The organism is Klebsiella indica (assembly GCF_005860775.1).
Lineage (GTDB): Bacteria > Pseudomonadota > Gammaproteobacteria > Enterobacterales > Enterobacteriaceae > Klebsiella > Klebsiella indica.
In genome coordinates this window covers 21,900-34,665 of sequence record NZ_VCHQ01000007.1, presented here as the reverse complement: position 1 = coordinate 34,665, position 12,766 = coordinate 21,900, and the positions used below count along the sequence as shown (strand labels likewise).

The window sequence follows — 12,766 nt, the reverse complement described above, 5'->3', positions numbered from 1 at the left end:
TCCGTTACAGTTTTACTGGCGTTGGTTTCAATGCGTATTTCCCGTCACCGGTCAGCGCCAGAACGATCAGGCCGACAATCCAGAATGCCGGAAATTCCCAGCCACCGTTAGGATTGGTGAAGAAGAACCCGGCGGGACCGTGCACGGTAAAGATGGCGCCCAGCAGGATAGGGATCAATATGACCGCCACGATGCGGGTATACACGCCGAGGATCAGGGCGATCGCGCCAAGGAGTTCAACGGTCATGGTGATATAGGCCAGCCAGCCCGGCAGTCCGAGGGAGGCGAAGAATTTAGCCGTGCCAGCAGGCGTGAAGACAAAGAATTTCAGGCCAAAATGCGCGAGAAACAGAATACCTAAAGCAAGACGCATAACCAGAGCGGCATATGGGGCAGTACGTTGGTCAATCATGATGTAAATCCTCTCCTGTGAGTGTATGCGAAGACTGTACTCGATTTCGTTTGTCTGATTATCCGTGCAAAAGGCGCATGTTTATTTCCATTACGGAAATAATGTCAACAGCGGGCGCGTTCTTCATCATTGGCAAAGACTTCGGCCAGAAAATCGATCATCACCCGGGATTTGTGCGCCAGGTAGCGTGCGGGAGGGAAAACGGCATACAGCGCCAGCGGCGGCGCTTCGTAAGCCGTCAGTAGCGGAATCACGCTACCTTCGTCAATGGCCTGGCGGGCGATAAAATAGGGGAGCCGGGCGATGCCGAGACCGGCGCGGGCGGCGGCCAGACAAACTTCAGCATTGGAAAATTTTAATTTACCGGAGACCGGCTGGGCGTGTAGCTGCTGCCCATCGAGGAACGGCCAGTGCCAGGGATCGCGAAAATTGGTATCGACAATCAGATCGTGTTGGTTTAGGGCGTCCCAGCGCGGCGGTTCACCTCGGCGAGAGAGATATTCCGGCGCCGCGACCACCACGTTGCGGATGGGACACAGGCGGCGGGCAAGCAGCGCGCTGTCGCTCAGATTGCCAATACGTATCGCAAGGTCAAAACCTTCGTCCACCACGCTGACCAGCCGATCGGAGAAGCTGACGTCGAGCTCGATATCCGGATAACGGTGGGCGAAAGTAACCAGATGCGGGGCCAGTTGCGTGGTGCCAAAGGTCACCGGAGCGGAGATCCGCAGCCGCCCGGAGGGGGCGTTGGCGATATTCCGCACCGCGTCGTTGAGTTCATCATAGTCAGTCAGCAACTGGCGGATGCGCTCATAGTAGGCCAGTCCGACATCAGTCGGCGTCAGTGAGCGGGTGCTGCGCCTTAACAGATTGACGCCCAGGCTGCGTTCGAGGCTGGAAATAAGTTTCGAGGCCTGGCCGTGACTGGTACCGCAGCGCTGGGCGGCGAGAGTAAAACTGCCGGTTTCCATTACCGCAACGAACATTCGATCGCAATCCAGCCGTTCCATAAGATTTTCCTGAGGTGTATTGTCAGTGGTGGCACTATAGCAAAGGAGAAGGCGCTGGACACGTCATCGCCTGAGCGGAGGGCCCGGTTGCAGAGGCCTCAGCAGGCTTGAGGCGACGAAAACGGGCGTTTCTTTGCGCGGATTTTATTTATATCAAAGAATCCCCGGGCGACTCTGTTATGTTGGCAATTCTGCCTGGAAAATGTCCAGGTTAATTATTCATGTGTTGTGGAAGGGGACCTTACAGGATGACGACAAAATCGCTAACGCTGTCTTTGGATGAACAACAGTCAATTCCTTTGAGTACGGTCTCGGGAACGCTGGGCCATGTCGGCATGGATATCCGTCCGCTTGCGCCGCTCGGGATATGTAGTTTTGACCCCGGCTTTACGAATACCGCGGGCTGCGCGTCGGCGATTTCCTATATTGATACCGAAAAGAGCATTCTGCTGCACCGGGGCTATCCGGTTGATCAACTGGCCCGCCAGTGCGATTTTCTTGAGGTCGCCTGGATTTTGCTGCAAGGGGATGCGCCAGACGAAGCCAGCTATCAGCAATTTAAAGAAAATATTACTCGCCACAGCCTGGTGCATGAGCAGATTGCGCGTATGTGCAGCAGTTTTCGTCGCGATTCCCATCCTATGGCCTTAATGTGCGCCCTGGTGGGGACGCTGGCGGCGTTTTATCACGATGTGCTGGATGTGGAAAACCCGGCGCACCGCGCGCTGGCCGCTACCCGTTTGCTGTCGAAAATGCCGACGCTGGCGGCGATGAGCTATAAGTTTTCCATTGAGCAACCGGCGCAGTATCCGCGTAACGATCTCTCCTACGCGGGGAACTTCCTGCATATGCTGTTTGCCATTCCGGCTGAGGATTATCAGCTCAATCCGGTGATTGAGCAGGCGATGAATCAGATTCTGGTGCTGCATGCCGACCACGGGCAGTGCGCCTCAACCACCACGGTGCGGGCGGCGGGCTCGTCCGGCGCGAATCTGTTCGCCTGTATCGCCGCAGGGCTGGCTTCCCTGTGGGGGCCAACTCACGGCGGGGCGAACGAAGCCAGTATGCGCATGCTGGAGGAGATTAACACCGTTGATCAAATCCCCGCGTTCCTCAGTAAAGCGAAACGCGATCCGCAGGCGTTTCGCCGTCTGGGATTCGGTAATTCCCGCTATCGCAACCTCGACCCGAGAGCCGCTATTCTGCGGGAGACCTGCCATCGGGTGCTGAATGAGCTGGGGATGTCTGATATGCCGCTGCAGGTGGCGATGGCCCTTGAAGAGGTGGCGCTGACCGATCCGTACTTTGTCGAGAATGGCCTGTCGCCCAGCGTTGATTTCTATACTGCGGTGATCCTGAAGGCGATGGGGCTGCCTTCGTCAATGTTTGTGGTGGTTACCGCCGTCGGCAGAACGCTCGGCTGGGTGGCGCACTGGAATGAGATGCATGAGACGCCGCTGAATATTTATCGTCCGCGGCAGATTTATACCGGTGAGAAAATGCGGGATTACGTTTCGCGCCGCAAAGGGTGATGTTGCACGTATTCTAATCCACAGGTGTGGAGACAGACGCGGCCTGGCGGTGTATGGAAAGACGCAGTGCTGGCCCGCTGCCCCCTCACATTCTGGTTCAGAGGGCTGTTCCGTTCACTGTGAATACGGAGATAGTGAGTAGGCCGGGTAAGGCGTAGCCGCCACCCGGCAAAAATGCGGGCACAATAATTTCATACAGATTCGGCATCACGCTTAAACCTGCTTCACATTCTGGTTCCGTGGGCTGTTCCGTTCACTGTGAATACGCAGATAGTTTTTCTGACCCTTGCGAGTGAACGGGCAGGGGGACGTTTCGCCCGTCCCCCTGCACCCCCGGCATGGCGCTGGAAACCTGCCGCTGCGCGGTCCGCTCCACTCCGGCTTCATCTGGCGGACCGGCTGAGACGCGGCATCCTTGCCGCGACTCAGCCTCTTGCCGCCGTCCTGGCGGCCAGTCCTGGATGTGCGCCTGCGTTCCCGCCAGGTTTCCCTGATGCGCCCAACCCCCCGGCGGTGAGCCCGCAGTAAACCTGCAACTGCCTGACCGCTGAAGGTGATAAAAACTTGGGAAAACACCTGCCACATCTGAAAGACTGACAGTGAGTAGGCCGGGTAAGGCGTAGCCGCCACCCGGCAAAAATGCGGGCATGATAGCTAAATGGGCTTGTTATCCCCCGGTGGCGCTGCGCTTACCGGGGCTACAGGTCCTCAGCCGCCTGAAGGCGGGGAGCCCGGTATTTATGGGTTTCCAGGTCAGGTAAGGCGCCAGCCGCCACCTGACAGGAATGCGGGGATGGCAGCGAAAACCGGCCTGTTATCTCCCTGGTGGTGCTGTGCAAGCGCCTCACATTCCGGTCCCGTGGGCTGTTCCGTTCACTGTGAATACGGAGATAGTTTTTCTGACCCTTGCGAGTGAACGGGCAGGGGGACGTTTCGCCCGTCCCCCTGCACCCCCGGCATTGCGCTGGAAACCTGCAACTGTCTGACCGCTGAAGGTGATAAAACACTGTTTTTTTAAGCAGCGACTAATACCCTGCTGAAAGCACAGAACCTACAGCGATGCCCTGGTGCCCGCTGAAACCGGCGAACCGGAGACCCGAAGACAAGGGCTGGACGCCAGGGATGGCGGCCAGAGGCGAATCGAGGCATGACGCCGAGTTGAGCCGACCGCAGGCTGAGGGTCGGGAGGTGAGCGCAGTGCGCAGCACCGGTTTCTTTGCGGGACCGCGGGGATTGTACAAGGGGGAGACGGTTTTCTCCCCCTTTACCCGTTCACGGGCGACGGTAGTTCATTTTCTGCGGGATTACGGTGAACGGAACCTTTGTCCACAGGAATGGAGACTAATCAGGTTTAACCGTGTATGGAAAGCGCAATGCTGCCTTCTCATATTCCGGTTCAGAGGGCTGTTCCGTTCACTGTCAGTACGCGGTCACTCTTCTGTTCGTTGCGTGTGAACGGGCAGGGGGACGTTTCGCCCGTCCCCCTGCACCCCCGGCATGGCGCTGGAAACCTGCCGCTGCGCGGTCCGCTCCACTCCGGCTTCATCTGGCGGACCGGGCGCGACTCGACGTCCTGTCTCGACACGCCCTCTGGCCGCCGTCCTGGCGGCCAGTCCTGGATGCGCGCCTGCGTTCCCGCCAGGTTTCCCTGATGCGCCCAACCCCCCTGCGGTGAGCCCGCAGTAAACCTGCAACTGCCTGACCGCTGAGGGTGATAAAAACTTGGGAAATATCTGCCACATCTGAAAGACTGACATTAAGTAGGCCGGGTAAGGCGTAGCCGCCACCCGGCAAAAATACGGGCATAATAGCAAAAACTCGCCCGTTATTCCCCGGTGGCGCTGCGCTTACCGGGGCTACGGGTTCTCAGCCGCCTGAAGGAGGGGGCCTGGTATTCATCAATTTCCAGGTCAGGTAAGGCGTTAACCGCCACCTGACAGGAATTCGGGCATGGTAGCTAAAATTTGCCTGCCATCCCCCGATGGCGCGGCACTACCCGACCCGCGCCCCTCGCTGCATTACCTGAAAAAGACCTGACGTCACTCACCAAACACCACCTGCGCCCAGCGGGCCAGCCCGGCGGTTACCGAACCAAAATCATCGCCACCGGCAACGGGAATTCCCGGCAGGTGGGCCGCCAGCGCCTGTTTAATCAGCGGAGAACGGGCGCTGCCGCCGGTCAGGTAAATGACATCCGGTTTGTCATTGCCGTTATCCAGCGCCAGCTGAACCTGCTCCATAATACGGGCCAACGGCTGACTCAGGGCGGCTTCCAGCCCCTGCTGACTAATGGCTGTCGCCAGATCTTCGCTGATAAAGGGGAGGCCAGTCGTAACGCTCGGCTGTGCGGAAAGGGCGATTTTGCTCTCTTCCGCGCTACGCACCAGACGATAGCTCAGACGCTGGCGCCAGACCTTCAGCAGCAGCGCGACCTTCTCGCTATCGCGGGCGCTGCGCAGCAAATCGTTCAGCAGGCGGCCATTGGCGGCGCTGTAAAAATCAGTCTGTGCGGGAACGTCGTTAATCGCCACCGCGTTCCACCACGGCAGAATTGGCAGCGCGATACCTTTTTCGCTGTCGCCGCCCATCCCCAGCAGCGGCATCAGGCATTTAAACGCCAGCGCGATATCCAGGTCGTTACCGCCGACGCGGCAGCCGCTGTGACCAAGCAGGCTTTGCTGGCGATCGGCCTTTTGCCGCCACGGCGGCCCCATCAGCAGCAACGAGCAGTCGGTGGTGCCGCCGCCGATATCGACAACCAGAACGCGTTTTTCCTCCGTGAGGGTCGCTTCGAAATCCAGCCCGGCGGCCACCGGTTCAAACTGGAACACCACGTCGCGAAATCCGGCGCGCTTTGCCGCACGCTCCAGGATCCCCTGAGCCTGCGCATTGGCCACATCGCCGCCGAGCCCCTGGAAATTTATCGGTCGCCCGATAACCGCCTGGTCGATAGTTTCCGTCAGCTGCGTTTGTGCCTGCAGCTTAATATGCAGCATCATGGCGCAGACTAAATCTTCGAACAACGCCACCTGCTGAGGCTTGAGCCCGCTGGCGCCGAGGAACGATTTTGGCGACTTGATAAAGTAGACCTCTTCCGGGTCATCAATGTACTGATGCAGAGAGGCGAGGCCAAACTGCACGCTATGACTGAGTACGTCGATATCTTCATCGCGGTTGTAACTGATGGCGCGCCGCAGCAGCGCCTGGTTCTCATCACCGTGGGTCGGGACGTTATGATGGCGATAAAGCCATTCGCTGACCGCTTCGCGCGTGGGGGCTGAAAGCATTGATGGCAGCAAGGCACTGCCATTCTCCAGCGTCAGCAGTTGCGGCGTATTTTCGCGCATTACCGCTACTGAACAGTTGGCGGTACCGTAGTCAAAACCAATAAACATAGCCTGCAAAATCCCCATGCCGGTGAAGAAGGGGGGCGACTTTAGCGGATTGGCGCGACAGCGACAACTGGAATTTAAAAGCAAGGCACCTCTGGCGCGAAACCGCTATCATTGACGTGCAGAAAAAGGAGCAATGATGACGCTGTTACCCTGGCACTCTCCCTATGACTGGCGGTGGATGTTTCGTTTTCTTGGCGCCCGTGCGGTGCAGGGCGTTGAAACCTTTACCGACGGGCGCTACATCCGCAGCTTCGCCCTGAAGGGGCATGCGGGGCTGATTACCGTCGTCCCGGATGACGCCGCGCAGGGGATGCGGGTGACGCTTTCCGCGGGATTACAGCCGGTAAAGGACCAATGCCTGGCGCGGATTGGGCGCTTGTTTGATTTATCCTGCGAGCCGCAGCAGATTGTCACGACGCTGGGTCCGCTTGCGCAGAACGGGCCGGGGTTGCGCCTGCCTGGCTCCCTCGATGCTTTTGAACAAGCAGTTCGCGCGGTGCTGGGGCAACTGGTCAGCGTGGCGATGGCGGCCAGACTGACCGGCAAAGTGGTGGCGCTTTGCGGCCAGCCGCTGCCCGATGCGCCCGGTTTTTTTCTGTTTCCGCAGCCGCAACAGCTGGCAGCGACCGATCCGCTGGCGTTGAAGGCGCTGGGGATGCCCCTACGGCGCGCGCAGGCGCTGATTCATCTGGCGCAGGCAGCCATCAGCGGCGACCTGCCGCTGGTCGCGCCGGATAATATTGAGGCCGGAATAAAGCAGTTACAGACGCTACCTGGTATTGGCCGCTGGACGGCGAACTATTTCGCGCTACGCGGCTGGCAGGCGCGGGATATCTTTCTGGCCGATGATTATCTGATTAAACAGCGTTTCCCCGGCATGACGCCAACGCGGATTGCGCGCTATGCCAGCCGTTGGCAGCCGTGGCGTTCCTATGCATTGCTGCATATATGGTATAGCGAAGGCTGGCTGCCGGAGGCGGAATAGGACCGGGCTGCGTTGCCTGCCACACGGCGGTTTACAGGATGAAACCTATAGCACTGGTATCAACGCGCTGAAATCCCTATAATTGCGGCGTTTGGCGGTTAACCGCCACCCTTCATATACGCAAAATCATTCAAGATGCGCCCCAGGCGCGTTAGCGTTTTGAACCGCGCTGGCCCCGAAAATGTGAGGCGGCAAGCGGTGCAACGCGGCGGGGACGTGAGCCCCGGAACTGACGATCGTCAGGGAACTGAGCGAGCAGCGCCGCCGACAACAAGGCAGCTTGAACGGTCGAGTGTATACATTTCCAGGTTAATCAGGTCGCAAAAAAGTTATGACTGATACGTCTCATCAGTGCGTCATCATAGGCATCGCCGGCGCATCGGCTTCGGGCAAAAGCCTTATCGCCAGTACGCTTTATCGTGAATTACGTGAACAGGTCGGCGATGAACATATCGGCGTTATTCCGGAAGACAGTTATTATAAGGATCAAGGTCATCTGTCGATGGAAGAGCGGGTAAAAACCAACTACGATCACCCCAGTTCGATGGATCACAGCCTGCTGTTGCAGCATTTACAGATGCTGAAGAACGGCGAGCCGATTGAACTGCCGGTATATAGCTACGTTGAGCATACCCGAATGCCGGAAACCATCCATATTGAGCCGAAGAAAGTGATCATCCTTGAAGGGATCCTCCTGCTGACCGACGCCCGCCTGCGCAATGAACTCAGCTTCTCTATTTTTGTCGATACCCCGCTGGATATCTGCCTGATGCGCCGTATCAAGCGCGACGTGAACGAGCGCGGGCGTTCAATGGATTCGGTGATGGCGCAGTATCAGAAAACGGTGCGCCCGATGTTCCTGCAGTTTATCGACCCGTCCAAGCAGTATGCGGATATTATTGTGCCGCGCGGCGGTAAGAACCGCATCGCTATCGATATTCTGAAGGCCAAAATCAGTCAGTTCTTTGAATAACCCCAACGAATTGTGTAACGTGCAAAGAGAAGACAACCTGCCCTTATCCCCGGAAGGCGTAAGGGCGCAATGCCTTAAAGGAGAACGTTCATGCGTCTGTGCGACCGAGATATAGAAGCCTGGTTGGATGAAGGGCGGCTGGCGATTAATCCGCGCCCGCCGGTTGAGCGCATTAATGGCGCGACGGTCGATGTGCGTCTGGGGAATAAATTCCGCACCTTTCGCGGCCATACGGCGGGCTTTATTGACCTGAGCGGGCCGAAAACGGAAGTGAGCGCCGCGCTGGATCGCGTAATGAGCGAGGAGATCGTCCTGCAGGATGGCGACGCGTTTTTCCTCCATCCGGGCGAACTGGCGCTGGCGGTGACGTTTGAATCAGTGACGCTGCCGGCGGACCTGGTCGGCTGGCTCGATGGGCGCTCTTCGCTGGCGCGTCTTGGGTTAATGGTGCATGTGACCGCGCACCGTATCGATCCCGGCTGGTCCGGTTGTATCGTGCTGGAGTTCTATAATTCAGGTAAGCTGCCGCTGGCGCTGCGTCCGGGAATGCTTATCGGAGCGTTAAGTTTTGAACCTTTATCCGGCCCGGCGGCGCGTCCTTATAACCGTCGCGAAGACGCTAAATATCGCGACCAGCAGGGTGCGGTGGCGAGCCGGATCGACAAGGACTGATAATTTAAGTGGTTTGCTGAGGATGTCATGAGACGAATTCTGACCACGCTGATGATCTTGCTGACGGTGGTTGTCGCCGGTCTTACCGCGCTGGTATTACTGGTTAACCCCAATGATTTTCGCTCCTATATGGTTAAAGAGGTGGCGGATCGTAGCGGCTATCAGCTGGCGCTTGATGGCCCGCTGCGCTGGCACGTCTGGCCGCAGCTCAGTATTCTCTCAGGCCGTATGACGCTGACTGCGCCAGGTGCCGATGAGCCGATCGTCCGCGCCGATAATATGCGCCTTGACGTTGCGCTGTTGCCGCTGATTACCCATCAGCTGCAGGTAAAGCAGGTGCTGCTGAAAGGCGCGGTTATCCAGTTGACCTCGAAAACCGCAGCCGTGCGTAGTCAGAATGCGCCGGTGGTGCCGCATGATAATACGCTGCCGCAGGTGTCCGGGGATCGCGGCTGGTCGTATGATGTTCGACAATTGCAGATTGTCGATAGCGTGCTCTTCTTCCAGCATGAAGATGGCGAGCAGGTCACGGTGCGCGATATCCATCTGCAGATGGAACAGGATGAAAATCATCGCGCCGCGCTTGAATTTTCCGGGCGGATTAACCGCGATCAGCGGGATCTGGCGCTTTCTTTATCCGCACAGGTTCAGGGCGGCGATTATCCCCACTCTCTGAAAGCGGATATTTCACAGCTTAGCTGGCAACTGCGTGGGGCCGAACTGCCTGACGAAGGAATTAGCGGCCAGGGCAGCATGCAGGTTAGCTGGCTTGATGAGGCCAAAAAGCTTAGCTTCGATAAGCTAAATTTATCGGCTAACGGCAGCACGCTTGCCGGAAGCGCCAGCGTCGTGCTGGAGGATCTGCCCGACTGGACGCTGAATCTGCGGGCGGGCACGTTGAACCTTGACCGTCTCCTTATTCATGCCCCATCGGCCCGCGATAACGGCGTTAATCAGGAGGGGCAGAGTCTGAGCAGGCCGTTACGTCCGGTGATCGCGGATAGCGGCATGCAGAAGGATTATAACGCCCTGCGCGGTTTTAATGCCCGCATGAGTCTGACGGCTGACCAGGTGCAGTGGCGGGGCATGCATTTTACCCAGGTTAATAGCGATATCCGCAATCAGCAGGGGCTGCTGACCATTGCGCAGTTGCAGGGGAATCTGAATGGCGGACGGCTGTCGTTGCCCGGTTCTCTGGATGCCCGCGGCGGGACGTCGCAAGCGTCGTTTCAGCCGCAGCTGGACAACGTTGAGATTAGTTCGATTCTGCAAGCCTTTAACTATTCGTTAAACCTTACCGGCAAGCTGTCTATGAGCGGCGAGTTCTCCGGCGAAAAGATTGATGCCGACGATTTCCGTCGCAACTGGCGGGGACAGGCGCAAATTCAGCTGACGGATACGCGCGCGGAAGGGCTCAACTTCCAGCAACTGGTGCAGCAGGCCGTCGTGCGCAGCACTAATGTCCAGGCGCAGGAGAGCAACGGTGATAGCGCCACCCGGCTTGATTCCTTCAGCACGTCGCTGGGGCTGGCGAACGGTATTGCCACCTTAAGTCATATGCAGGGGCAATCCGCGCTGCTGGCGTTGACCGGTCAGGGAGAGCTTAACCTGCTGAAAGAAGCGTGCGATATGCGCTTCAACGTGCGGGTGCTGAGCGGCTGGAAAGGGGATAGCAGCCTGATTGACCGGCTCAAACAGACCGCAATCCCGCTGCGTATTTATGGTAGCTGGCAGGCGCTGAGCTACAATCTGCAGGTTGACCAGATTCTGCGTAAACAGCTGCAGGATGAAGCGAAAAAGCGGCTTAACGAGTGGGTTGAACGCAATAAAAACAGCCAGGACAGCAAGGATGTGAAGAAGCTGCTGGATAAGCTGTGATCAGGCCCGGTTATTTGTAGGCCGGGCAAGGCGCCAGCTGCCGCCCGGCAGCCAGTTGAGCACGGAAGCAACATCAGGCCCGGTGATTTGTAGGCCGGGCAAGGCGTTAGCCGCCGCCCGGCAACATACGGGCACGGTAGCAACATCAGGCTCGGTTATTTGTAGGCCGGGCAAGCGCAGTTTGTCGGCAATCTGATTCTTTGGTAGAGATGTCTTCTCTATACCAACGCCTTGGGGATCAGCACCAGAGCCATTTCTTCGGCCAGAGCTGTGAGTTCGTTATTAACGTCTGTTGATATTGAGGCCGGTTCGGAATCGACAGTCACGTCGAGATCGCGAATATCTACGCGATCTCCAAACAACATAATGGCTTTATCGCCATGCTGTTTAGAAGGCCACTGGATTCCGTGGGCCTCAGGATTATCATTATGGATTTTTTCGGCCCATTTACGCGTTTCCGGGTAATTATCCGCGGAGGACCCGAGTAAATCGCCCTGCGTGATGCCAACTCTCTTTATAAACCGGGGATTGAGGTCAACAAGTTGAATATCTTTTTTGGCGGAAATCTGGCTTCGGGCAAGGTTGTCGAGAGTGGACAGCTCCACAGGCGCGTCTTCGCAGGGAATGGGGAGATCGTGTAACACCGTTTCCATTAGGGCGACAGGCAGGGTTTCCCCACCATATAATGTAGAGATGTTGCTGCCTTCGCTTTTAATGATTGGGCTGAACCTGCCTTTCCCTTTTCCTGGATTAAACTCTGTCGCGCCAAACTGTGATGAATGGATTCGCTCAATGGTTTTTCCTTTTGGCCAGGTTGTCAGCCTGGTCGAAAGATTATCAGTTTCTCTGGGGGGGTTGATTTTTTTAACCATGAACAGGCCCTTCCTTAGCCCTTAATGCGGCTTCCAATACCTGCTCTGGTGCTGAGATCAGGAGATCTTTGGGTTTTTTATTACCCAACCAACTGTTAGGGGTGCCAAACCAAACGGCCAGCGACCAGGCTGTTTTTGTTTCCCCGAACAGCGCTATAATCTTTCTCATCTGTGGCAGGGGCTGCCCGCCAATATCCAGCGCATATGCTGGATACAGGTCCCTCCCTTCCGATGTTATGGCGAAAATCTTTCCTGTCCGTTTCCAGCGATTGGGTAACCCACTGGGGTTTTTCACACTGGCGCTGGCCCCTCCCCGGCGTGAAACTTCCTGAGCAGGGAGCCATTCGCTATCATCCAGGATGTTCTTTTTAAGTTTCTCCAGACGTTCTGTATTAGTTGTGCCTGCGTTCTTTTGTCTGCCTTTGGCCTTAGCCTGTGCCGAAGCCGTTTTGTTTTGTGCAGTCGTGGGAAGTTGGCTCAACCCTGTTACCGCATGGATAGCGGCTTCAAGTGCAATTTTAAAGGCGACGTCATTAATTGATGGGGGGTGTTTCAGTACATAGTACCGGTCTTCCTGTCCATCATGAAGATCCGGCACCGTAATAGTAACGTCGGCATGCCCGTCATGAGTCTTAACATACGAAATATTGCCTTTCGGGACTGCAATGATTTCAAAATCAGCGTCTTTGCCTCGTGTGATCATGATCTGATTCCTCGCCGTAGCTTAACCATATATCGTATATACCCTAAATAATTCGAGTTGCTTAAAGATGGTAAGGGAGTGAGTCCCCGGGAGCATAGATAGCAATGTGACTGGGGCGAATGAGCGAAACCAATACATAAGCAACCTGGAGTATGACGAGTATATATACAATATATTCGATATTCCGCTAGTACGCCATGTGCAGAAGGTTCTGTTACATCGGATTATCGATTTTTTGGCAAAGTGTGGTGGGTTTACACTACCCGCTTGCGCGGGCCTGCGGTAAATCGGCAGAACATTGAGATCGTCGCTTTTGTAGGCCGGGCAAGGCGTC

Annotated in this window: 10 protein-coding genes; 5 read left to right on the top strand and 5 right to left on the bottom strand. The window is 56.8% G+C overall.

What is annotated here, in order from left to right; all coding sequences use genetic code 11:
- Nucleotides 1–4: 4 nt before the first annotated feature.
- Together FE839_RS05820 and FE839_RS05815 are read right to left on the bottom strand one after the other, a co-directional pair.
- Nucleotides 5–412, bottom strand: a complete 408-nt coding sequence (locus FE839_RS05820) for a DoxX family protein (protein WP_138359899.1) — start codon at nt 410–412, stop codon at nt 5–7.
- A 104-nt stretch (nt 413–516) separates the two neighbouring features.
- Nucleotides 517–1,422, bottom strand: a complete 906-nt coding sequence (locus FE839_RS05815) for a LysR family transcriptional regulator (RefSeq protein ID WP_138359898.1) — start codon at nt 1,420–1,422, stop codon at nt 517–519.
- A gap of 248 nt (nt 1,423–1,670) precedes the next feature.
- Between FE839_RS05815 and FE839_RS05810 the strand changes: the two genes are divergently transcribed.
- Nucleotides 1,671–2,954 carry a citrate synthase gene (locus FE839_RS05810; RefSeq protein ID WP_138359897.1) on the top strand — a complete coding sequence of 428 codons (1,284 nt, stop codon included), beginning with the start codon at nt 1,671–1,673 and terminating at the stop codon, nt 2,952–2,954.
- 2,039 nt (nt 2,955–4,993) lie between these two features.
- Here the strand turns inward: FE839_RS05810 and yegD are convergent.
- On the bottom strand, nt 4,994–6,349 hold the full coding sequence (gene yegD / locus FE839_RS05805; protein WP_138359896.1) for a molecular chaperone: 1,356 nt from the start codon (nt 6,347–6,349) through the stop codon (nt 4,994–4,996).
- A 136-nt stretch (nt 6,350–6,485) separates the two neighbouring features.
- Between yegD and alkA the strand changes: the two genes are divergently transcribed.
- From alkA to asmA, 4 genes are all read left to right on the top strand, one after another.
- A complete protein-coding gene (gene alkA / locus FE839_RS05800) occupies nt 6,486–7,334 on the top strand; it encodes a DNA-3-methyladenine glycosylase 2 (protein ID WP_138360040.1) in 849 nt (282 codons plus the stop codon).
- Nucleotides 7,335–7,665: 331 nt separating this feature from the next.
- On the top strand, nt 7,666–8,307 hold the full coding sequence (gene udk / locus FE839_RS05795) for a uridine kinase (RefSeq protein ID WP_138359895.1): 642 nt from the start codon (nt 7,666–7,668) through the stop codon (nt 8,305–8,307).
- A gap of 90 nt (nt 8,308–8,397) precedes the next feature.
- Nucleotides 8,398–8,979, top strand: a complete 582-nt coding sequence (gene dcd, locus FE839_RS05790) for a dCTP deaminase (protein WP_138359894.1) — start codon at nt 8,398–8,400, stop codon at nt 8,977–8,979.
- A gap of 27 nt (nt 8,980–9,006) precedes the next feature.
- Nucleotides 9,007–10,857 carry an outer membrane assembly protein AsmA gene (gene asmA, locus FE839_RS05785; RefSeq protein WP_138359893.1) on the top strand — a complete coding sequence of 617 codons (1,851 nt, stop codon included), beginning with the start codon at nt 9,007–9,009 and terminating at the stop codon, nt 10,855–10,857.
- A gap of 218 nt (nt 10,858–11,075) precedes the next feature.
- On the opposite strand, the gene FE839_RS05780 is transcribed toward asmA, so the two are convergent.
- On the bottom strand, nt 11,076–11,729 hold the full coding sequence (locus tag FE839_RS05780; RefSeq protein WP_138359892.1) for an RES family NAD+ phosphorylase: 654 nt from the start codon (nt 11,727–11,729) through the stop codon (nt 11,076–11,078).
- Nucleotides 11,722–12,432 carry a DUF2384 domain-containing protein gene (locus FE839_RS05775; RefSeq protein WP_138359891.1) on the bottom strand — a complete coding sequence of 237 codons (711 nt, stop codon included), beginning with the start codon at nt 12,430–12,432 and terminating at the stop codon, nt 11,722–11,724. Before FE839_RS05775 ends, FE839_RS05780 begins: the two co-directional genes overlap by 8 nt.
- Between the last annotated feature and the right edge of the window lie 334 nt (nt 12,433–12,766).

Bases quoted from the DNA above. Each gene is read 5' to 3' on its own strand.
- FE839_RS05820 (WP_138359899.1), bottom strand. From the start codon at position 412: ATGATTGACCAACGTACTGCCCCATATGCCGCTCTGGTTATGCGTCTT.
- yegD (WP_138359896.1), bottom strand. From the start codon at position 6,349: ATGTTTATTGGTTTTGACTACGGTACCGCCAACTGTTCAGTAGCGGTA.
- FE839_RS05815 (WP_138359898.1), bottom strand. From the start codon at position 1,422: ATGGAACGGCTGGATTGCGATCGAATGTTCGTTGCGGTAATGGAAACC.
- udk (WP_138359895.1), top strand. From the start codon at position 7,666: ATGACTGATACGTCTCATCAGTGCGTCATCATAGGCATCGCCGGCGCA.
- asmA (WP_138359893.1), top strand. From the start codon at position 9,007: ATGAGACGAATTCTGACCACGCTGATGATCTTGCTGACGGTGGTTGTC.
- FE839_RS05775 (WP_138359891.1), bottom strand. From the start codon at position 12,432: ATGATCACACGAGGCAAAGACGCTGATTTTGAAATCATTGCAGTCCCG.
- dcd (WP_138359894.1), top strand. From the start codon at position 8,398: ATGCGTCTGTGCGACCGAGATATAGAAGCCTGGTTGGATGAAGGGCGG.
- FE839_RS05780 (WP_138359892.1), bottom strand. From the start codon at position 11,729: ATGGTTAAAAAAATCAACCCCCCCAGAGAAACTGATAATCTTTCGACC.
- FE839_RS05810 (WP_138359897.1), top strand. From the start codon at position 1,671: ATGACGACAAAATCGCTAACGCTGTCTTTGGATGAACAACAGTCAATT.
- alkA (WP_138360040.1), top strand. From the start codon at position 6,486: ATGACGCTGTTACCCTGGCACTCTCCCTATGACTGGCGGTGGATGTTT.